This window comes from Arthrobacter sp. zg-Y1171 (genome assembly GCF_025244845.1).
Classification (GTDB): domain Bacteria; phylum Actinomycetota; class Actinomycetes; order Actinomycetales; family Micrococcaceae; genus Arthrobacter_B.
In genome coordinates this window covers 2,195,023-2,216,765 of sequence record NZ_CP104264.1, presented here as the reverse complement: position 1 = coordinate 2,216,765, position 21,743 = coordinate 2,195,023, and the positions used below count along the sequence as shown (strand labels likewise).

Annotated in this window: 15 protein-coding genes, 2 tRNA genes and 3 rRNA genes; 14 read left to right on the top strand and 6 right to left on the bottom strand. The window is 63.1% G+C overall.

From position 1 onward, the window contains the following. Nucleotides 1-52: 52 nt before the first annotated feature. The 6 genes from N2L00_RS10445 to N2L00_RS10420 all read right to left on the bottom strand — a co-directional run bounded on the left by N2L00_RS10445 (nt 53) and on the right by N2L00_RS10420 (nt 6,256). Nucleotides 53-565: a hypothetical protein gene (locus N2L00_RS10445; RefSeq protein WP_255764575.1), complete on the bottom strand. Its 513-nt coding sequence runs from the start codon at nt 563-565 to the stop codon at nt 53-55. A gap of 111 nt (nt 566-676) precedes the next feature. Beyond that, nucleotides 677-3,178, bottom strand: coding sequence for an ABC transporter permease (locus N2L00_RS10440; protein WP_255862781.1), 2,502 nt, complete (start codon nt 3,176-3,178; stop codon nt 677-679). A gap of 2 nt (nt 3,179-3,180) precedes the next feature. Beyond that, nucleotides 3,181-3,951 carry an ABC transporter ATP-binding protein gene (locus tag N2L00_RS10435; RefSeq protein WP_255764573.1) on the bottom strand — a complete coding sequence of 257 codons (771 nt, stop codon included), beginning with the start codon at nt 3,949-3,951 and terminating at the stop codon, nt 3,181-3,183. Between the two features lie 67 nt (nt 3,952-4,018). Then, nucleotides 4,019-4,333 (bottom strand): MmcQ/YjbR family DNA-binding protein, encoded by a 315-nt coding sequence (locus N2L00_RS10430; RefSeq protein WP_255862782.1) that lies wholly within the window; start codon nt 4,331-4,333, stop codon nt 4,019-4,021. Between the two features lie 4 nt (nt 4,334-4,337). Further along, nucleotides 4,338-5,060 (bottom strand): response regulator transcription factor, encoded by a 723-nt coding sequence (locus N2L00_RS10425; RefSeq protein ID WP_255862783.1) that lies wholly within the window; start codon nt 5,058-5,060, stop codon nt 4,338-4,340. Between the two features lie 5 nt (nt 5,061-5,065). Then, nucleotides 5,066-6,256, bottom strand: coding sequence for a sensor histidine kinase (locus N2L00_RS10420; RefSeq protein ID WP_255862784.1), 1,191 nt, complete (start codon nt 6,254-6,256; stop codon nt 5,066-5,068). Nucleotides 6,257-6,402: 146 nt separating this feature from the next. On the opposite strand from N2L00_RS10420, the gene N2L00_RS10415 reads away from it, so the two are divergent. From N2L00_RS10415 to thiL, 14 genes are all read left to right on the top strand, one after another. Next, the gene (locus N2L00_RS10415; protein WP_255862785.1) at nt 6,403-7,467 is read left to right on the top strand and encodes a 3-isopropylmalate dehydrogenase; all 1,065 of its coding nucleotides are present in this window, start codon (nt 6,403-6,405) and stop codon (nt 7,465-7,467) included. A gap of 61 nt (nt 7,468-7,528) precedes the next feature. Beyond that, on the top strand, nt 7,529-8,635 hold the full coding sequence (locus N2L00_RS10410) for a branched-chain amino acid aminotransferase (protein ID WP_255764568.1): 1,107 nt from the start codon (nt 7,529-7,531) through the stop codon (nt 8,633-8,635). Between the two features lie 7 nt (nt 8,636-8,642). Beyond that, on the top strand, nt 8,643-9,431 hold the full coding sequence (locus N2L00_RS10405; RefSeq protein ID WP_374676601.1) for an MBL fold metallo-hydrolase: 789 nt from the start codon (nt 8,643-8,645) through the stop codon (nt 9,429-9,431). Between the two features lie 647 nt (nt 9,432-10,078). Further along, nucleotides 10,079-11,606 (top strand): 16S ribosomal RNA (locus tag N2L00_RS10400). Between the two features lie 529 nt (nt 11,607-12,135). Continuing rightward, nucleotides 12,136-15,270, top strand: a 23S ribosomal RNA gene (locus tag N2L00_RS10395). Nucleotides 15,271-15,552: 282 nt separating this feature from the next. Further along, a 5S ribosomal RNA gene (gene rrf / locus N2L00_RS10390) occupies nt 15,553-15,669 on the top strand. The 16S, 23S and 5S rRNA genes sit together here, the layout of an rRNA operon. Nucleotides 15,670-15,752: 83 nt before the next feature. Further along, nucleotides 15,753-16,502 carry a DUF1648 domain-containing protein gene (locus N2L00_RS10385; protein WP_255862827.1) on the top strand — a complete coding sequence of 250 codons (750 nt, stop codon included), beginning with the start codon at nt 15,753-15,755 and terminating at the stop codon, nt 16,500-16,502. A 45-nt stretch (nt 16,503-16,547) separates the two neighbouring features. Further along, nucleotides 16,548-17,321, top strand: a complete 774-nt coding sequence (locus tag N2L00_RS10380) for a fumarylacetoacetate hydrolase family protein (RefSeq protein ID WP_227923562.1) — start codon at nt 16,548-16,550, stop codon at nt 17,319-17,321. Continuing rightward, nucleotides 17,321-17,923, top strand: coding sequence for a hypothetical protein (locus tag N2L00_RS10375; protein WP_255862829.1), 603 nt, complete (start codon nt 17,321-17,323; stop codon nt 17,921-17,923). The genes N2L00_RS10380 and N2L00_RS10375 overlap by 1 nt, the downstream gene beginning before the upstream one ends. A 39-nt stretch (nt 17,924-17,962) precedes the next feature. Further along, nucleotides 17,963-19,480 (top strand): glutamate--tRNA ligase, encoded by a 1,518-nt coding sequence (gene gltX / locus N2L00_RS10370; protein WP_229951542.1) that lies wholly within the window; start codon nt 17,963-17,965, stop codon nt 19,478-19,480. Nucleotides 19,481-19,491: 11 nt separating this feature from the next. After that, a complete protein-coding gene (locus tag N2L00_RS10365; RefSeq protein WP_255862830.1) occupies nt 19,492-20,217 on the top strand; it encodes an HAD family hydrolase in 726 nt (241 codons plus the stop codon). Between the two features lie 112 nt (nt 20,218-20,329). Continuing rightward, nucleotides 20,330-20,401, top strand: a tRNA-Gln gene (locus N2L00_RS10360). A gap of 124 nt (nt 20,402-20,525) precedes the next feature. Further along, nucleotides 20,526-20,598, top strand: a tRNA-Glu gene (locus tag N2L00_RS10355). A gap of 133 nt (nt 20,599-20,731) precedes the next feature. Continuing rightward, nucleotides 20,732-21,742, top strand: a complete 1,011-nt coding sequence (thiL, locus tag N2L00_RS10350) for a thiamine-phosphate kinase (protein WP_255862831.1) — start codon at nt 20,732-20,734, stop codon at nt 21,740-21,742. Nucleotide 21,743 lies beyond the last annotated feature (1 nt).

Here is a 21,743-nt window from a genome sequence, read left to right as displayed (position 1 = left end):
CATAAAAACACCCCCGGCAGGTTGCCGGGGGTGTTTTTGGATCCTGGGCAGGTCAGATGGATTCGGCGGAGCCGAGGAACCGCTGCGCGGCCGTGCGTTCCATCACGCCGGCCACGTCTTCCTGCTGACGTCGGGCGGTCTCGGTGAGTTCCTGCAGCCGCGCCGTGTTGAACCGGTGATCCGTGGCGGAAAGCACCAGCAGGGTCCGCCACAGGGATTCCTTCATCCGCACCAGGGACTGCAGGGATTCCAGTTCCAGCTGCCCTGTGGCGCCGCCGCCGGTGCTGAGCGGATTCAGCGGACCCAGCTTGCCCGCTGCAGCCCCCACCATGGCCGCAGCCGCCTTCACCTTGCTGCGCGAATAGCCCAGCGCATGGATCAGGGATTCCAGCTCGTCGCGTTCATCGGCGATCTCTTCCGCGAGCCGGGCGAAGGTTTCCTCATAGGGGGATCCTTCCCAGGTGCGCTGCGCGGCTGTGAAAAGGCGGACGCCCGTTTCCGCCCCGACCAGATGGTCGTCCAGGTAGGCGGCCAGCGATTCGTGTTCCGTCTGTGACTGCTGCATGTGCTCTCCTCACGTCGTCCGGATGCATCTCGTCGTGCCGGCTGAAATCAGCCTGCTTAGTAATTCATCCTGTTCAGTATCCTTGCAGATCCGCGGCCGGACCGCGAGGAGCTAGTCCGCGGCCAGCCCGGCCACGGGGGAGAGCCGGGCCGCACGCCGGGCGGGGAGCACCGACGCAGCCAACCCCGCCAGGAGCGCCACGGCCAGGACGGCGAGCAGCTGCAGCCAGGGCAGCGACAGTGCCACAGTGGTGAAGGAACCCAGCGCGGATTCCGCTCCCAACCAGCCGTACAGTGAGCCCAGGATGCTGCCCATCAGGGCGGCCACACCGGCAATCAGCACGGCCTCCAGGGCAAGCATGCCGCGCAGCTGTCCGCGGGTCAGGCCCAATGCGCGCAGCAGCGAGGACTCACGGGTGCGTTCCAGGACGGACAGGGAGAGGGTGTTGGCCACACCCACCAGGGCAATCACCACTGCCACTCCCAGCAGCCCGGTGACCACCATCAGCAGGACGTTGATGATCTGTTCAAAAGCCCCCCGCTCAATGGCCGAGCCCGAGACGGCGTAGTCCTCCACGTCCACCGCCGCGGCAAGGTCGGTGCGCAGGTCCATCAGCTCGTTGGTGTTCAGGCCGTCCGCCACGGTCAGCCACAGCTGCGGCTGCACAGGATAGGTATCCGCTTCCGCCGCCGGCAGACCGCCGAGGGTTTCGGCAGTCTCGCTGCTGATCAGCGGCTGCAGCTGGCTGCTGTCCGAGACCACCACCTTCAGTTCGACGCTCTTGGCCGCTCCTTGAACCGTAAGGGTTTTCTCCGTGGTTCCCTGCGGCATCAGGATGACGCCTGGCTCCAGTACCAGGGTGGAATCCTGCAGCACCTTCGCCGCGTCGGCAGGGTCCAGGGCATAGACACCGTACGGTCCGTACTCCGTCTCGGTCATGCCGGCCGGAGGCACCAGTACCGATTCCTGCACACCCTTCACGGCACGGGCCGCGTCCTCGTCGGTGGAGGTGAACGGCGAGTCGTCGATGGGACCGCTGATGCTGACATCAACCGGGTATTCCGCCGCCAGCACACCGTCCAGGGAAGTCCGGACGGTCGCAGCGCCGGTCATCATCATGGTCACCAGGGTGACGCCGATCAGCAGGGCGGAGGAAGTGGCGGAGGTGCGCTGGGGGTTGCGGACGGCATTGAGGGCCGCCAGCTTGCCCGGCACACCCAACGGCGCCGCGATCCTGCCGACGGTGCGCACCAGGGACGGAACAAACAACGTGGCGCACATCAGCACGCCCACGAAGCTGAGCATCCCGCCGGGCAAGGCAATGAGCAGGTTCCCTTTTACCGCGCCGACGGCCAGCAGTGCGGCGCCGACCGCCAGCAGTACCAACCCGATGCCCAGGCGGACGCGTCCACGTCGAGTTCCTGCACGGACGTCGTCCGCCGGACGCAGGGCTGCCAGAGGTGCAACGGTCGTGGCGGCGCGTGCCGGAACCAGCGAGGCCAGGACTGTCAGCGCGATGCCGACACCCAGCCCGGCGACAACGGCCAGGGGGGAGACCGACAGTGTTGCGAAGCCGCTCTCCGGGATGTTCTTCAGGTAGGTGATAATGCCGCCAACGAGTGCAATGGCTGCGAGGACTCCGGCAACTGACGCCACGATGCCAACGATCAGTGCTTCCACGATGACGGAGCGGCGGATCTGCGAGCGGGCGGCGCCAATGCACCGGAGGAGGGCGAGTTCCCGCGTGCGCTGGGCCACCAGCACCGAGAAGGTATTGGAGACCACCAGGGCACAGACCAGCAGGGCCACGGCAGCGAAGGCCAGCAGGATGGTGGTGAGGATGTCCTCCCCTCCGGTGAAGGAGGCAACCACAGCGTCCGTCTGTTCCTGCGCGGTGCGGACGTACACACCCTCCAGGCCGCTGATGTCCTGCTGCAGTGCTGCACGGACGTCCTCCACTGAGGCGCCGTCGGCCAGTGCCACCTGGATGCTGGTGAAACCGGACCCGGGCTCACCGAACTCAGCCGCCGTGGCAGAGGTTGAATACAGCTGCGGGGTTCCCATGAGCTGCGGGTCCTTGGACGCGGACACCAGGGCAGTGACCGTGAGCTCGGCCGTTTGTTGCTCACCGGCGGGGTCATCGATAAAGGCGGTGAGGGGTAGCACCGACCCCTCGGTCAGCTCCTGGCGCTCGGCGGTGTCCTTGTCCACGGCTACTTCGTTGTCGGCGACCGGGAGCGTTCCCTGGAGTACGTCCACGGGGAAGAGGTCCGTGTGCTCCGAGGTGTTGCCCAGCTGGGCGACGTTCAGGTCCTTGCCGAAGGCGACGTAGGTCTGCCGGGCCGCGTAGATACCCTCCACTCCGGGGGTGTCCCGGACCAGGGCGGCGGTGTCTTCATCCAATACGGCCGCGTCCGCACTGTACATATCGCGGGTGACGAGCAGATCGGCGTTCCGGTACGCCTCGCCGACGCTCTGCGTCAGCGAGGCCTTGGACGAGGAATTGATGATGAGGGTGGCGGTGAGGAAGCCGACGGCAATCAGCACCGCCAGGGAAACGGCGATGAACCGCCGGGCATTCAGGCGCACCTGCGCCAGGGCTACCTGCAGCATGCTTATGCCCCCAGCTGGGTGAGGGCGGCGAGCACGGACTCGGGGGTCGGCTGCGCCAGTTCCCCGACCAGCTCGCCGTCGTTCATCAGGACCACGCGGTCAGCGTAGGAAGCGGCCACGGGGTCGTGCGTCACCATGATGATGCTCTGGCCGAACTCCTTGGTGGAGCGGCGAAGGAGCGAGAGTACTTCGGCACCGGACTTGGAATCCAGGTTGCCGGTGGGTTCGTCGCCGAAGAGGACATGCGGGCGGGTCAGGAGGGCCCGGGCCACGGCCACGCGCTGCTGCTGCCCGCCGGAAAGCTCGTGGGGGCGGTGCCGAAGCCGGTCCCGCAGGCCGAGGGTTTCGGTGATGAAGTCCAGCCATTCACGGTCCACGGTGCCGTTGGCCAGGGAGACCGGCAACGTGATGTTCTGCTCCGCGGTCAGCGTGGGCACCAGGTTGAAGGACTGGAACACGAATCCCACGCTGTCGCGGCGCAGGCGGGTGAGATCGGCGTCCTTCAGCCCGGTGATTTCGGTGCCGCCTACCCAGATACGGCCCGAGTCTGAAGTGTCCAGGCCCGCGAGGCAGTGCATCAGTGTGGATTTGCCGGAGCCGGAGGGGCCCATGATGGCGGTGAACGTACCGGTTTCGAAACTTACGTCCACGTCCTTCAGGGCGTGGACGCGGGTGTCGCCGGTTCCGTAGGTCTTGTTCAGGAGCTGTGCGGCGGCGGCCAGACGCGGTTTTCCGGCGCCGGCCGCAGGGGAATGCTGTGCAAGTGATGTCATACCGCCACAGTATTGCCGAGGCGGATGCGGTTACATCGGAGGGCAGGAGGTCATTTTTCTCAGCGTCTCATACCGTGGGTGGAAGGGGGCCGGCCAGCCGGTAGGACTCGCGGAGCAGCTCGGACAGTTCATCCGGAGGCAGATGCTCCAGCCGGGCCAGGAGGAGCAAGGGGGACCGGTTGTGGTGCGGCGTCCAATAGAACAGGTCCGGCTGCAGCGCCGCCAGCGCCTCGCGTTCGGCGCTCTTCACGGTCAGGACATCGTCCTCCCACATCCGGGCCATCAGGGTACGGGCGAACCAGGCCGGCTGCTTCCAGCTAAGGCGCTCCGTCACGCCCGGGAGGGAGAGACAGATGGAGCGAACGTCGTCGAGCGTGACCATCTCCCTAGGGTGCGACAATCCCCGTCTCGTAGGCAATGACCACGGCCTGTACCCGGTCCCGGGCCTCCAGCTTGGCCAGGATATGCCCCACGTGGGTTTTCACGGTCGCTTCGGACAGGTACAGCTTCGCGGCGATTTCCGGATTGGACAGGCCCTGCGCAATCAGGGTGAACACCTCGTGTTCGCGCGGGGTCAGGGAAGCGACGGCGTCGGCATGCCGGCTGCCCGGCGCACCGGCCGTGCGCAGCAGGGGAGCGACGTGGTTCAGGAGGCGGCGCGTGGTGGACGGCGCAATGACGGCGTCCCCGCGGTACACGGTCCGGATGGCCTCCAGGAGTTCCTCAGGCGGTGCGTCCTTCAGGAGGAATCCGCTGGCACCGGCCTGGATAGCGGTGAGCGCGTATTCATCCAGGTCGAAGGTGGTCAGGACTACGACCTTGGGTCCGCCGCCGGTGTCGCCGTCCAGAATCCGGGAGGTGGCTTCGATGCCGTCCATCCCGGGCATACGGACGTCCATCAGTACGACGTCGGCGGACACGGCTGCCAGCGCGGCCAGCGCCTCCCGCCCGTTACCGGCTTCGGCAACAACCTTGAGGTCGGGCTGGGAATTGATCAGCATCCGGAACCCGCCGCGCACCAGCTGCTGGTCATCAACGAGGAGTACCCGGATGGGGGCTGCGGGCTCGGTGGACGGGTCGGACGCTGCAGTCCAGGGGGAATCCGGCACTGTGGCTAGGCCTCCGTGTAGGGAATGAATGCTTCAATGCGGAATCCTCCGCCGGCCGCAGGGGAGGCCTTCAACGTTCCATCGTAGAGGGACAGCCGCTCTGCCATGCCCTTGATGCCCTGCCCGGCGCCGTCGTCGTGCAGGGCCGACGCCGCGCCCAGCCCGTCGTCGTGGACATCCAGTTCCAGTCCGGCAGGGGTCCACCGCAGGGCCACGTCGGCACGCGCCCGCGGGCCGGCGTGCTTGAGCACGTTGGTGAGCGACTCCTGGATCACCCGATAAGCGGTAAGCTCCGCCCCCGGCGGCAAGGCGCGCCGCGGCGTACCGGTAACGCTGAAGGCGGCTTCCAGCCCGCCCCGTTGAACGGACTCAAGCAGTTCGTCGATGTCGGCGAGGGAAGGGAGGGGACGGGTAGAGGCGGCTTCGTCGCCGCGCAGTACGCCAAGCAGTCGGCGCATCTCCCGCAGGGAACTTCGGCCGGTCTCTGCAATGACGCCCAGCGTCTTCGGCGCGATGTCCGGGTCCTCGGCGCTCGCATACCGGGCGCCGTCGGCCTGGGTGATGATCACGGACAGCGAGTGCGCCACGATGTCGTGCATTTCGCGGGCGATGTGGCTGCGTTCATCGGCGGCGGCGAGTTCACGTTCCTGTTGGCGTTCAACTTCGAGCCGATGCGCGCGGTCTTGGAGGGCCTGCACGGCCAGCCGCCGGGTGCGGGTCAGGTCGCCGAACGTCCATGCCACCAGGACCACCGCTTCGACGGCGACGAGGTCGATGACGGCGATGACGGAAATGCCCTCCCCGGCGATGTCGGGGAAGATATACCGGATCAGGAAGAGTGCCCCGCCGATGCCGGCCAGGGCCAGCCCGGCAATGCTCGCCCAGCGCGGGGCGAAGGCAGCCAGGGAATACACAGTGACCAGAACGAAGATGTCTGCCGGCAGACCGGTGACCGGGACCAGGAAAAGCTGGAGGACACAGGCGGCGGCTTGGACGGCGGCTGCCGCCACCGGGCGGCTGCGGCGCCAGGCCAGGCTCATGCAGATGGCCGCGGACAGGAAGAACTCGACGTTTTGTCCTCCTCCCGTCAGCAGGAAGGGGACGGCGAAGATGAGCGTGGCAGCGATTGCCTGCCAGAAGTTCACTTTCCCGGAGTTCGCCTGCAGCCAGGCATAGAGTCGTCGGTGCACGAGCATGGAAACCAACTTTAGGGGTGTTCGGGCGTCCGCGCGTCATACTGCGGGTTGAACTCCCGGGGGTGACGTCCCGGAGGTCCGTCCCGGGTGTCCACGATGCGGGACGGGTTGCCCGGTATCTGGACCGGTTTCCTAGGATGGGCAGCATGAGCGAAGACACACCCCGAACCATTTCCCTGGCCGTCATCCCCGGCGACGGGATTGGCCCCGAAGTCACCGCCGAAGCAGTGAAGGTGCTGCTGGCGGTTACCGGCGGCGGCCCCGTCCGGTTTGAGCTGACGGAATACCCGCTGGGAGCGGAGCACTGGCTGGAAACCGGCGAGACGCTTCCGGAGCACACACTGGAAGCGCTCAAGGGGCACGATGCCATCCTGTTCGGTGCCGTGGGTGCCGCACCGGGGGACACGCTCGTCCCGTCGGGCCTGATAGAACGCGAACTGCTGCTGAAGCTGCGGTTCAGCCTGGACCACTACGTCAACCTGCGGCCGTCCCGCCTGTACCCGGGTGTGCACAGCCCGCTTTCTGCTCCGGGCAACGTGGACTTCGTTGTGGTGCGCGAAGGTACCGAGGGACCGTACGCCGGCAACGGGGGAGTGCTGCGGGAGGGCACCCCGCAGGAAATCGCCACCGAGGTATCCCTGAACACCGCGTACGGCGTGGAACGGGTAGTGCGCGACGCCTTCCGCCGGGCCGCTGCCCGGCCGCGCCGCCACCTGACCCTGGTCCACAAGCACAACGTGCTGGTGAATGCGGGCAGGCTCTGGAAGCGCACCGTGGAGAAGGTGGCCGCCGAGTTCCCGGAGGTGACGCATGACTACCTGCACGTGGATGCCGCAACGATCTTTATGGTGAGCGATCCGTCACGCTTCGACGTGATTGTCACCGACAACCTGTTCGGCGACATCATCACGGACCTCGCAGCGGCGATCACCGGCGGGATCGGCCTGGCGGCCTCCGGAAACATCAACATGGACCGGACCTTCCCCTCCATGTTCGAGCCGGTCCACGGCTCCGCTCCCGATATTGCCGGGCAGCAGAAGGCCGACCCGACCGCAGCCATTCTTTCTGCCGCGCTCCTGCTGCAGCATCTGGGCTTCCACGAAGAAGCGGCCAGAGTGGAACGGGCAGTGGAGAAAGACCTCGCCGGCAGGGACGGAACGCGGCGTTCCACCGCTGAGGTCGGCGATGCCATTGCCACCGCGGTGTCATAAGCTCGTGCATAGCCAATAAGCAGTCGTAGAACGGGCTTTTGCCGTTCACAGTGGAGGAATCATGACCGTCAGCGCACTGGAGTTTTCCCAGGAGCTTTCCAGCAATCCCAAGCTCGCCGCCGAGCGTGCAGCCATCCTGGCAAACCCCGGGTTCGGCGACTACTTCACGGATCACACCGCCGTCATTGACTGGAAGGCGGGGGAGTCCGGCGAGCAGGAGTGGCAGAACGCTCGGATTGAGCCCTACGGTCCCATCTCCATTGATCCTGCCGCCGGCGTGCTGCACTACGGCCAGGAGATTTTCGAGGGCCTGAAAGTCTACCGCCATGCCGACGGTTCAGTGGTGAGCTTCCGTCCGGAGGCCAACGCAGCCCGCCTGAACCTTTCCGCCCGCCGGCTTGCCCTGCCCGAACTGCCCGAGGAACTTTTCCTGGAGTCCATCCGCCAGCTGGTGGCGCTGGACCAGGACTGGATCCCCGACGGCGACGGCGCCGCACTGTACCTGCGTCCCTTCATGATCGCCACGGAGGCCTTCCTTGGCGTTCGCCCGGCCCGTGAAGTCTCCTACCGGGTCATCGCCTCCCCGGCCGGAAACTACTTCGGCGGGGAATTGAAGCCTGTATCCATCTGGCTCTCCTCCAAGTACGCCCGCGCAGGCCGCGGCGGCACCGGGGAAGCCAAGTGCGGCGGCAACTACGCGGCGTCGCTCATTGCCCAGATGGAAGGCGAAGCGAACGGCTGCAAGCAGGTGCTGTTCCTGGACGAATTCAATGACAACGCCGTTGAAGAACTGGGCGGCATGAACGTCTTCTTCGTCTTCAAGGACGGCCGTCTGGTCACGCCGGCCCTGTCCGGCACCATCCTGCACGGCATTACCCGCTCGTCCGTGCTGCAGCTGGGCCGCGACCGCGGCATGGACGTCCAGGAACGCAAGATCACCCTGGACGAATGGCGCGAGGGCATTGCCTCCGGTGAGATCACCGAGGTGTTCGCCTGCGGTACGGCTGCCGTCATTACCCCGATCGGCCAGCTGAAGTCCGAGGACGAGGTCATTGGCTCCGCCGACTCGAAGCCCGGCGAGGTCACCATGTCCATCCGCGAGCAGCTGCTCGGCATCCAGACCGGCACCGTGGAGGATACCCACGGCTGGCTGACCCGCCTGGCCTAGGACAAACATGCCAATGCTTCCGGAATCCGGAGTGGTCCGCAGCAGTGACCTGACCCGCGTAAGGCTGGCGCCGAACCCGGGTCCCATGTCGCTGGACGGCACCAACAGCTACATTGTGGCTGCCCCCGGATCCGGAAGCACGGTGGTAGTGGACCCGGGCCCCCGGGACGAGCAGCACCTGCAGGCCCTGGCGGATGCCGGAACCGTGGAGCTGGTGCTCATCACCCACCGGCATTCCGACCACACGGAGGCCAGCCGGCGGTTCGCCGAACTGACCGGCGCTCCGGTGCGGGCCTTCGATCCCGCTTTCTGTGTGTCGGGCAAACCACTGGCGGCTGATGAAGAGATCTCCGCTGCAGGTGTGGACATCCGGGTCCTTGCGGCTCCGGGCCACACGTCCGATTCGGTGTGCTTCTGGCTTCCCGATGACGGCGCCAACGGTTCCGTCCTGACGGGGGACACCATCCTGGGGCGGGGGACTACCGTGCTGGACTATCCGGACGGAAACCTCGGCGATTACCTGGACACACTGGATATGCTCTCCAACCTTGGACCGGCCATGGTCCTTCCCGGACACGGACCGGTCCAGGCGGACCTCAGTTCCCTGGTCCTGACCTACCGCGACCACCGAGAAGAGCGGTTGGAACAGATCCGGGCAGCCCTGGCACAAGCCGGGCCGGACGCCGGCGCGGGGGAGATCGCTGACTTGGTCTACTCCGATGTGCCGGCGAACGTCCGCCAGGCGGCGGAACGTTCGGTGGCCGCGCAGCTCGCCTATCTGCGGAACGGCAGCTGACGAAGGAAATTCCCGCCCGGAGCTGTCCGCGCGGGTGTGACGAGGAAAACCGGCTGCGGGCTTGCATGGGGGCAGCGGGACAGTCCTAAAATGGAAACATCGGTTGCAGGGCAGGGGACGGAAAACTGTTCCCGGGCCCAGTGCGGCAGGTCACTTCGATCCGGTTTGCAAGGACCGGAAGCGATGTGTAGAGTTACATGAGTCGCCGCGGCCGGGACGCTGGAAAAGCGCCCGAGCATGGCGGCCAAACCCCAACAAAAAACAGAGTCCAACCAGTGCGCGCCCTTCGCGGGGCCGGTGGAAAAGACTCCGGTTATTGCTGGGTCCGGAACGGCGGAAAACGCCTTTCACGGGCTCCCGACAAGGGAAACCGCGAATTGCAAATAACGCCGGAATGGAATAAGATATAAAACATTGCAGCGAAGAAGAAAAGGAAAACAATTGTTTTCCCGAGTATTTTCGGATTGCGTCTGTTGTTTGAGAACTCAATAGTGTGCCAAGTTTATTGATACCAATTTATTTTGATTGGTTGAACAGGCCGTTTCCGCCCACCCCGTGGGTATGGGACGGTTTTTTTAGCCGGTTTCGAATTTAGTGCAGTGCCTGCAGCCAATTTTCCTTGGCTCGGGTGCTGTGTCTGTAACACATTTACGGAGAGTTTGATCCTGGCTCAGGATGAACGCTGGCGGCGTGCTTAACACATGCAAGTCGAACGATGACTTCTGTGCTTGCACAGAATGATTAGTGGCGAACGGGTGAGTAACACGTGAGTAACCTGCCCCTGACTTCGGGATAAGCCTGGGAAACCGGGTCTAATACCGGATACAACGGACCACCGCATGGCGGTCCGTGGAAAGCTTTATGCGGTTTTGGATGGACTCGCGGCCTATCAGCTTGTTGGTTGGGGTAATGGCCCACCAAGGCGACGACGGGTAGCCGGCCTGAGAGGGTGACCGGCCACACTGGGACTGAGACACGGCCCAGACTCCTACGGGAGGCAGCAGTGGGGAATATTGCACAATGGGCGGAAGCCTGATGCAGCGACGCCGCGTGAGGGACGAATGCCTTCGGGTTGTAAACCTCTTTCAGCAGGGAAGAAGCGAAAGTGACGGTACCTGCAGAAGAAGCGCCGGCTAACTACGTGCCAGCAGCCGCGGTAATACGTAGGGCGCAAGCGTTATCCGGAATTATTGGGCGTAAAGAGCTCGTAGGCGGTTTGTCGCGTCTGCTGTGAAAGCCCGGGGCTCAACCCCGGGTCTGCAGTGGGTACGGGCAGACTAGAGTGATGTAGGGGAGACTGGAATTCCTGGTGTAGCGGTGAAATGCGCAGATATCAGGAGGAACACCGATGGCGAAGGCAGGTCTCTGGGCATTAACTGACGCTGAGGAGCGAAAGCATGGGGAGCGAACAGGATTAGATACCCTGGTAGTCCATGCCGTAAACGTTGGGCACTAGGTGTGGGGGACATTCCACGTTTTCCGCGCCGTAGCTAACGCATTAAGTGCCCCGCCTGGGGAGTACGGCCGCAAGGCTAAAACTCAAAGGAATTGACGGGGGCCCGCACAAGCGGCGGAGCATGCGGATTAATTCGATGCAACGCGAAGAACCTTACCAAGGCTTGACATGAACCGGAAAGGCCTGGAAACAGGTCCCCCACTTGTGGCCGGTTTACAGGTGGTGCATGGTTGTCGTCAGCTCGTGTCGTGAGATGTTGGGTTAAGTCCCGCAACGAGCGCAACCCTCGTTCTATGTTGCCAGCGCGTTATGGCGGGGACTCATAGGACACTGCCGGGGTCAACTCGGAGGAAGGTGGGGACGACGTCAAATCATCATGCCCCTTATGTCTTGGGCTTCACGCATGCTACAATGGCCGGTACAAAGGGTTGCGATACTGTGAGGTGGAGCTAATCCCAAAAAGCCGGTCTCAGTTCGGATTGAGGTCTGCAACTCGACCTCATGAAGTTGGAGTCGCTAGTAATCGCAGATCAGCAACGCTGCGGTGAATACGTTCCCGGGCCTTGTACACACCGCCCGTCAAGTCACGAAAGTTGGTAACACCCGAAGCCGGTGGCCTAACCCCTTGTGGGAGGGAGCCGTCGAAGGTGGGACCGGCGATTGGGACTAAGTCGTAACAAGGTAGCCGTACCGGAAGGTGCGGCTGGATCACCTCCTTTCTAAGGAGCACCTCGAAGACCATGTCCTTCCACAGTGTTGGATGTGTGCTTTGCAGGAGATGCCCATATCGGAGACATATGTTCTCCGGTGGGTGCTCAAGGGTGGAATATCAATGGATAGGCGCCGGCATGCCGGCCGCTATGGATCAGTACGTTCCTTCCCCTGGGGAGGTTCCTGGAACATCCGCTGCGGCCCTGGTAAGTCCGGTTAGTCGTTTGGCACACTGTTGGGTCCTGAAGCAACAGGCACCCGTGTTCTTCTCCCTTTCGGGGGGTGGTTCTGCGGGTTGACTGGTTTGTTTCTGTTTGTTCCTGCGCAGGCCGGAACCGTGTCGCTGACAGCCCTTTGCGGGGTGGTCGGGTGCGGGGATGGGTGTGACGGGGTTGTTGTTTGAGAACTACATAGTGGACGCGAGCATCTTAAAATATTAAGTGCAATTTCAGAAAAACCTGGTAGATCCGGGTGCCTGTCAAAGGGTGCCTGGTGAGACCGTGGTTTTCTCGATAGCGATAATAAATTGATCTTTGTGGTCAAGTTTTTAAGGGCACACGGTGGATGCCTTGGCATCAGGAGCCGAAGAAGGACGTAGGAATCTGCGATAAGCCTGGGGGAGTTGATAACCGAACTTTGATCCCAGGATGTCCGAATGGGGAAACCCCGCCCGGCGCGCGAGTGACCGGGTGACCCGCATCTGAACACATAGGGTGCGTGGAGGGAACGTGGGGAAGTGAAACATCTCAGTACCCACAGGAAGAGAAAACAACAGTGATTCCGTTAGTAGTGGCGAGCGAACGCGGAAGAGGCTAAACCAGTGGTGTGTGATAGCCGGCGGGCGTTGCATCACTGGGGTTGCGGGACTTTCCGTACCGATTCTGCCGGATCGGTGAAGTGAGTGCAGATGTATAGGTGAACCGGTTTGAAAGCCGGGCCGTAGAGGGTGTTAGCCCCGTAACCGGAATGCATGCTGCCGCTTGGAGAGGATCCCAAGTAGCACGGGGCCCGAGAAATCCCGTGCGAATCTGCCAGGACCACCTGGTAAGCCTAAATACTCCCTGATGACCGATAGCGGACAAGTACCGTGAGGGAAAGGTGAAAAGTACCCCGGGAGGGGAGTGAAATAGTACCTGAAACCGTGTGCCTACAAACCGTTGGAGCAGCTCTGATTGCTGTGACAGCGTGCCTTTTGAAGAATGAGCCTGCGAGTTAGTGTTACGTCGCGAGGTTAACCCGTGAGGGGAAGCCGTAGCGAAAGCGAGTCTGAATAGGGCGATGCAGTGGCGTGATCTAGACCCGAAGCGGAGTGATCTACCCATGGCCAGGTTGAAGCGACGGTAAGACGTCGTGGAGGACCGAACCCACTTCAGTTGAAAATGGAGGGGATGAGCTGTGGGTAGGGGTGAAAGGCCAATCAAACTCCGTGATAGCTGGTTCTCCCCGAAATGCATTTAGGTGCAGCGTTGCGTGTTTCTTACCGGAGGTAGAGCTACTGGATGGCTAATGGGCCCTACAAGGTTACTGACGTCAGCCAAACTCCGAATGCCGGTAAGTGAGAGCGCAGCAGTGAGACTGTGGGGGATAAGCTTCATAGTCGAGAGGGAAACAGCCCAGACCACCAACTAAGGCCCCTAAGCGTGTGCTAAGTGGGAAAGGATGTGGAGTTGCCCAGACAACCAGGAGGTTGGCTTAGAAGCAGCCACCCTTGAAAGAGTGCGTAATAGCTCACTGGTCAAGTGATTCCGCGCCGACAATGTAGCGGGGCTCAAGTACACCGCCGAAGTTGTGGATTTCAGATATAGATAAGCCTTCGTGGTTCAGTCGTCTGGAGTGGTAGGGGAGCGTCGTGTGGGCAGTGAAGCTGCGGTGTAAACCAGTGGTGGAGCCTACACGAGTGAGAATGCAGGCATGAGTAGCGAAAGACGGGTGAGAAACCCGTCCGCCGAATGATCAAGGGTTCCAGGGTCAAGCTAATCTGCCCTGGGTAAGTCGGGACCTAAGGCGAGGCCGACAGGCGTAGTCGATGGACAACGGGTTGATATTCCCGTACCGGCGAAGAACCGCCCATACCAAGCAGGGGACACTAACCGTCCGGAGCCTGCCCGATCACCCTTGTGGTGTGAGGGTTTTGGCCGAGCACGGGACCTGATCCTGGGAGGTAAGCGTATTAACAGGTGTGACGCAGGAAGGTAGCCGGGCCAGGCGATGGTAGACCTGGTCTAAGGACGTAGGGTCCGTGATAGGTAAATCCGTCACGGTGTCTTTGATGACGAACCTGAGATCCGACGGGACCCCCTCACGGGGGGATCCGGTGATCCTATGCTGCCTAGAAAAGCATCGGCGCGAGGTTCCAGCCGCCCGTACCCCAAACCGACACAGGTGATCAGGTAGAGAATACTAAGGCGATCGAGAGAATTATGGTTAAGGAACTCGGCAAAATGCCCCCGTAACTTCGGGAGAAGGGGGGCCCCAACCTTGATGGACACTTGCTGTCCGGAGGGGATCGGGGCCGCAGAGACCAGGGGGAAGCGACTGTTTACTAAAAACACAGGTCCGTGCGAAGTCGCAAGACGATGTATACGGACTGACTCCTGCCCGGTGCTGGAAGGTTAAGAGGACCGGTTAGCCCTTACGGGCGAAGCTGGGAATTTAAGCCCCAGTAAACGGCGGTGGTAACTATAACCATCCTAAGGTAGCGAAATTCCTTGTCGGGTAAGTTCCGACCTGCACGAATGGAGTAACGACTTCCCCGCTGTCTCAACCATAAACTCGGCGAAATTGCAGTACGAGTAAAGATGCTCGTTACGCGCAGCAGGACGGAAAGACCCCGAGACCTTTACTATAGTTTGGTATTGGTGTTCGGTGTGGCTTGTGTAGGATAGGTGGGAGACTGTGAGACCCGGACGCCAGTTCGGGTGGAGTCATCGTTGAAATACCACTCTGGTCATACTGGATATCTAACTTCGGCCCGTAATCCGGGTCAGGGACAGTGCCTGATGGGTAGTTTAACTGGGGCGGTTGCCTCCTAAAGAGTAACGGAGGCGCCCAAAGGTTCCCTCAGCCTGGTTGGCAATCAGGTGTCGAGTGTAAGTGCACAAGGGAGCTTGACTGTGAGAGAGACATCTCGAGCAGGGACGAAAGTCGGGACTAGTGATCCGGCGGTACATTGTGGAATGGCCGTCGCTCAACGGATAAAAGGTACCTCGGGGATAACAGGCTGATCTTGCCCAAGAGTCCATATCGACGGCATGGTTTGGCACCTCGATGTCGGCTCGTCGCATCCTGGGGCTGGAGTAGGTCCCAAGGGTTGGGCTGTTCGCCCATTAAAGCGGTACGCGAGCTGGGTTTAGAACGTCGTGAGACAGTTCGGTCCCTATCCGCTGCGCGCGCAGGAAATTTGAGAAGGGCTGTCCTTAGTACGAGAGGACCGGGACGGACGAACCTCTGGTGTGTCAGTTGTACTGCCAAGTGCACCGCTGATTAGCTACGTTCGGATGGGATAACCGCTGAAAGCATCTAAGCGGGAAGCCCGCTTCGAGATGAGATTTCCATACACCTTGTGTGTGAGAGGCCCCCAGCCAGACCACTGGGTTGATAGGCCGGATGTGGAAGCGGGGACTAAAGACCCGTGAAGCTGACCGGTACTAATAGGCCGATAACTTACACCACACCAGCACCTGGACGGACACGACTTCAAACGGTCCGTCAAAGTATAAAGGGTGTTGTAGATCATGCTGCTTGCGTCCACTATGTGGTTCCCGGACAACAACCGTTGGTTGTTGCACCAGGAACGAACACCGAATCACGCCTCCTTGTCCGGGGGGCGGGTTCACCAATATTTACCGCACTGCCGGCACCCCTCCTTGCGAGGTGGTTTCGGGACGTGTTGTAACCATTGTTTTCCCCCTGCATGCCCTGTTGGTTTTGGGTGTGTGGTGCGGGTGGAAGGGTTACGGCGGTCATAGCGTGGGGGAAACGCCCGGTCCCATTCCGAACCCGGAAGCTAAGACCCACAGCGCCGATGGTACTGCATCCGGGAGGATGTGGGAGAGTAGGTCACCGCCGGACAATATTTGAATACAGGTTGAGCCCGTACCAGTGCTGGTACGGGCTCTTCCTCTTTAACCCGCCAATCCGGATAGATTGAATACATGGATTCCAAGGTCGAGACAAAAATCACCAGCGGGCGCGGTATCTTCTGGCTGATCCATTTCGCTGCAGTGCTTGTTTCGCTGTCTTGTTTTGCCTACGGAACCACGATTTACGATTCCCTGCCGGAGACAATTCCAACCCATTGGGGCGCCGGCGGCAGCCCGGACGAGTGGGAAGCGAAGTCTTTCGGCACCGTTTTCTTCCCCTTGATGATGGGCGGCGGCCTCAGCGTCCTCCTGGCCCTGATTGCCGCCGTCGTGCCTGCCATGGTTCCCCCGGAGACGGATTCATCGGACTGGGAGCTGTATCGCCGGGAGGGGACGATCCGCGGCACAGTTGCGGCCCTGGGCTGGACTTCGTTCCTGATAGCGGTGCTGATCGGTACGCTCACTGTTGCCGGCTGGCGAACCCCGGACCATGTCCCCGCCGGGCCGGCCCTCGTGATGGTTGCGCTGATTCTTGGCTGCCTGGTCCTTTGCTATGCGGCTGGCGCGCGCTGGGCGAGGCGGACGGCTGAGCGGGACGGTGTCCGCCCGACAGCAGAGGAACAGGAAGAGGAGAAACGATGGGTGGGCGGTATCCTCTACAACGACCCGAATGACCCCCACGTCCTGGTACCCAAGCGCAGCGGGTCCGGCACTGGCTTGACGGTGAATGTCGGCAACCGCGCCGGACGCACCGCCGTCGTTGTGTTCCTGGTCGTTTTTGTTGTCCTTCCTGCCGGTTTCGGAGTCTTCCAGGCCCTGTAAGTACCGCCTGCCGGCTTGGCCAGTTTCTCCACTAGGCTTATACCCATGCGTATTGCTCGATTTGTACAGGACAGCGACCCCGCCTTCGGCGTGGTCGGCGGAGAAGAAGGCAGCGAAGAAATCGCCGTCATTAAGGGTGACCCGTTCTTTTCGGGCGTCCAGCTGACGGGGGAGCGGCACAAGCTGGAAGACGTGCGCCTGCTGGCCCCGATCATCCCGCGAAGCAAAGTGGTCGGCATCGGCCGTAACTACGCGGACCACGCCAGCGAAATGGGCAATGATGTGCCGCCGGCGCCGTTGATGTTCCTCAAGCCGAACACCTCGGTGATCGGCCCCAACGATCCCGTGGTGCTGCCCTCCTTCTCGGACGAGGTTTCCTACGAAGCCGAACTCGCCGTCGTCATCGGGCGCATCTGCAAGGATGTCCCGATTGAACGCGTGGACGAAGTCATCTTCGGCTACACCTGCGCCAACGACCTCACGGCCCGCGATGCCCAGCGCACCGACGACCAGTGGGCCCGCGCCAAGGGCTTTGACACCTCCTGCCCGCTGGGCCCGTGGATCGAAACCGAACTGGATCCCGAGAACACCGCGGTCCGCGGCTACCTCAACGGCGAACTGGTCCAGGACGGCAACACCAACTCGATGATCTGGGGGGTCAAGGAACTGGTTTCCTACGTCTCGCAGGCCTTCACACTGCTGCCGGGCGACGTCATCCTCACAGGCACTCCCGCCGGCGTCGGCATCATCAGCGACGGCGAACGCTTCGAGGTCGATATCGAAGGCATCGGCCGGCTGGTCAACACCGTCCGCAGCTGATGCCCCGCGGAGCGGACCGGGAGTCCGGCCGGAACACAGCCGCGTCTGCGCTGATCTGGTCCTTCATCCTCCTGGCCGCTCCGTTTCTCGGCTTTCCACCCGGTGCCGCCCTGCCGTGGGGAGCAGGTGCAGCGTTGCTGATGGGCGTTTTCCCGGCCGTCCTGGTCACCTACCTGCAGCGGCACAACGACCTCCGCAGCCTGCCGCCGTCGTCCCTGCCGCCCACCGTGCTTGGCGCGGCGGCACTGGCGTTTATGTTCCAGCGGCTCATCCTCTGGCTGGACGGCCCGCTGCCGCTTTCTGCGGCGGCCTTCGCCCTGCTGGCCGCAGTCCTCGTGCTGCTGGTCGCCAACGCGTTCACGTCCTGGTCCTGGCTGGACCTCACGCTGGGGGTGGGCATTGTGATCCTCGGTTCGACGGCGGCCCTGCTGTTCCAGGGACTGCCGGGGACAGTGTCAGGTGTCGTCATTGCCTGCGCGCTGGCGCTTTTCCTCGCCGCCCGGCTGCAGCAGGGACGCCCGGCAGGCCATCTCCTCGCAGCCGCCGCCGGAGCGGCAGCCGGCGGGGGAGTCTTCCTCTGGCTGCTGTCCTACGCACAATAAGGCGGCTACCGGACAGAAGAGTCTAAACTGGGAAGTATCATGACTAACGCTCCCACTCCCTTAGCTGACCTGCCCACCGTTACCGATGACACGCCCGTACGCGTGCGCTTCTGCCCGTCTCCCACGGGCACCCCGCACGTCGGCCTCATCCGGACCGCCCTTTTCAACTGGGCCTATGCCAAGCACACCAAGGGCACCATGGTGTTCCGCATCGAAGATACCGACACTGCGCGTGACAGCGAGGAAAGCTACCTCCAGCTCCTCGACGCGCTGAAGTGGCTGGGCATCACGTGGGATGAAGGCGTGGAAGTGGGCGGCCCGCACGAACCGTACCGGCAGTCCCAGCGCGGCGAGATCTACCAGGACGTCATCGCGAAGCTGCGCGAGGCCGGCTACGTTTACGAGTCCTACTCCACCCCGGAGGAAATCGAAGCACGCCACCGCGCCGCCGGACGCGACATCAAGCTTGGCTATGACAACTATGACCGCGACCTGACCCCGGAGCAGATCGAAGCCTTCCGGGCTGAAGGCCGTTCACCCGTGCTGCGCGTGCGGATGCCGGATGAAGACATCACCTTCACGGACCTGGTCCGCGGCGAGATCACCTTCAAGGCCGGAACCGTTCCCGACTTCGTAGTGGTCCGGGCCAACGGCGCACCGCTGTACACCCTGGTCAACCCGGTGGACGACGCGCTCATGGGCATCACCCACATCCTCCGCGGCGAGGACCTGCTGTCCTCCACCCCCCGCCAGGTCGCGCTCTACCGCGCGCTGATCGACGTCGGCGTGGCCAAGTACATGCCCTTGTTCGGGCACCTCCCGTACGTCATGGGTGCCGGCAACAAGAAGCTCTCCAAGCGCGATCCGGAGTCCAGCCTCTTCCTGCACCGGGAACGCGGCTTCATCCCCGAAGGCCTGCTGAACTACCTGTCCCTGCTGGGCTGGTCCCTGTCCGCAGATGAGGACATTTTCACGGTCGACCAGCTGGTGGAGAACTTCGACATCCACAACGTGCTGGCCAACCCCGCCCGCTTCGACCTGAAGAAGGCCGAGGCCATCAACGGCACCCACGTACGCATGCTCGAAGCCGAAGACTTCCGCAACCGGCTGGTTCCCTACCTGCAGCAGGCCGGCTTGGTAGGGGAGACCCTCACCCCGCGTGAAGAGGAAATCCTGACCGAAGCCGCCCCGCTGGTACAGGAACGCATCACCCTGCTGGGCGAGGCCCCGGACATGCTCGGCTTCCTCTTCAAGGCCGACGACGCCGTCGACGTTGCCGATGACGCCCGCAAGGGCCTGCCGGCGAACCTGGGCGAGGTCCTCGACGCCGCCCTGGCGGCGCTCGAGTCCGTGTCCGACTGGACCGCGGAGAACATCCAGGCAGCGCTGCGCCAGGCACTGGTGGAAGACATGGGCATCAAGCCCCGCCTGGCCTTCGGTCCGGTGCGCACTGCCGTCTCCGGACGACGGATCTCACCGCCCCTGTTCGAGTCCATGGTCATCCTTGGCCGGGAATCCTCGCTCGCACGGATCCGCGCGTTCCGCGCCGCAGCCTAGGGAACACCGAAATGGGCAGGTTCATCGATGCGGTGCTGTTCGACATCGACGAGACCCTCATCGATCTGCAGGCGGCCATGGGCACTACCCTGCAGGCGGTCAGCGCCGATGACCTGACCCACTTCACAGCGGCGGACTGGGAGGCCTACACCTCCCTGTTCGCCGCCGACCCCCAGGGGCACTATGACGCCTTCCTGGCCGGACGGCTGGGCTTTGCCGACCAGCGGGTGCTGCGCCTGCAGCATGCCCGCGAACAGGCGGGGCTGGCACCCCTGGACAGTGACGCGGCACGGGCATGGAACCAGGCCTATGAACAAGCCCTGCCGCAGTACTTCCGCGCCTTTGACGACGTCGCTCCGCTGCTCGATGCCTTGGAAGCCCGCGGCATCGCGTACGGGGCAGTCAGCAACAACGTGCACGACTACCAGCGGGCCAAGCTGGACGCCGCCGGGCTGCAGCGCATCAAGGTCCTGGTCGGCATCGACACCGTCGGTGCCGCCAAACCGGAACCGGCCATCTTCCATGAAGGAGTACGCCTGCTCGGCAGCCGGCTGGAACGGACCGCCTACGTCGGGGACAACCTGCAGGTGGACGCCGTGGGAGCGGCAGGCGCCGGCCTGCTGGGCGTTTGGCTCGACCGCACGGGCAATCCTTCTCCGGTGCGCGACGACGGAGCAGCAGCGCCTTCGGAAGTGCACACCATCGGGTCCCTCGGGGAGCTGCTGGAGCTGGTCTGAAGCGGGCACCGGGCCCGTTTTGTACTTGGTCCGGAAGCCGTGTATAGTTATATCTCGTGCTGAGGGGCTGCGGCCGGGGATAACTCCTCGAGAAGCAGCCGGAAAAGTGCATTGGGATATGGTGTAATTGGCAACACATCGGTTTCTGGTACCGACATTCTAGGTTCGAGTCCTGGTATCCCAGCGGTAATCAATTGGTGGTTTAGCCCCGATTGGTCTCCTCTGAAAGAGTATGAAATACTCTACAGGCCGGTTCTCCGAAACCGGCAAGGAAGTGCCTGGGTTGAAAGACTTGGAGCACTGTACACGGCCCCATCGTATAGCGGCCTAGTACGCTGCCCTCTCACGGCGGTAACGCGGGTTCGAATCCCGCTGGGGTCACAGATTACCGGCTCCGGACAATATGTCCGGGGCCGGTTTTGTTTTGCCCCGATAATATTGGCCCGCGGCGCAGGATTGCCGCCGTGCTAATTTCGAAAAGTCAGCCGCAAAACCATAACCAGAGGAACAGCCCGTGCCGTCCGAAGCCCTGACCGTGGACCAGCTCGATGAAAAGTCACTCCTGGCCCGGATCTTCCCTAGGCTCGGACCGGATACTGCGCTGCTGGGGCCGGGTGACGACGCCGCCGTCATCGCTGCTCCGGACGGCCGAACGGTGATCTCCATCGACACCCTCGTCCAGGACGCAGATTTCCGCCTGCTTTGGCCCTCCGGCTACCGCACCTCTGGGGCCGACGTCGGCTGGAAATGCGTGGCCCAGAATGTCTCCGATATCCGTGCCATGGGCGCGGTGCCCACCTCGCTGGTGGTCAGTCTCACCCTCCCGGGCAGTACGGAAGTCGCATGGGTGGAGGAACTCGCTGCAGGGCTTGCCGCCGGCATTGAATCCCTGGCATTCGAGCGGTGCTCCGTGGTGGGCGGCGACCTTGGCCGGGGCAGCCAGATTGTCGTCACGGCAGCTGTGACAGGTGATTTGGAGGGGCGGGACCCGGTTCTGCGTTCCGGGGCCCGGCCGGGGGACGTTCTGGCCCACATTGGATCGCTGGGACTCGCGGCCGGCGGGCTGGCCGTACTCGAGAGTAACGTTCACATGGCAGACCCCGGGAGTTCCAAGGACCACTTGCTTGCTGTGCTGGCCATGGCGCAGTGCAGGCCGCGTCCGCCGCGGACCGGCGCCGGACCCGAGGCAGCAATTGCGGGCGCTACGGCCATGCTGGACGTCTCCGACGGTCTGGTGCGCGACGCCGGACGCATCGCCCGTGCCTCGGGCGTGGCCATTGACCTCGACGCCGGCTATCTCACCGACCGGGCGCAGCTGCTGGCACCGGCAGCTGCGCGCCTCGGTGCGGATCCGCTGGCCTGGGTGCTCGGCGGGGGAGAAGATCACGGGCTGCTGGCCACCTTCCCGCCGGACGCGGTCCTGCCGGAAGGGTTTGTCCGAATTGGAGAGGTAACGGACGGCGCGGGAGTTACCTTCGGCGGAGAGGTGCCGCCGGCCGTCGGCTGGGACCACTTCGCCGGCTAGC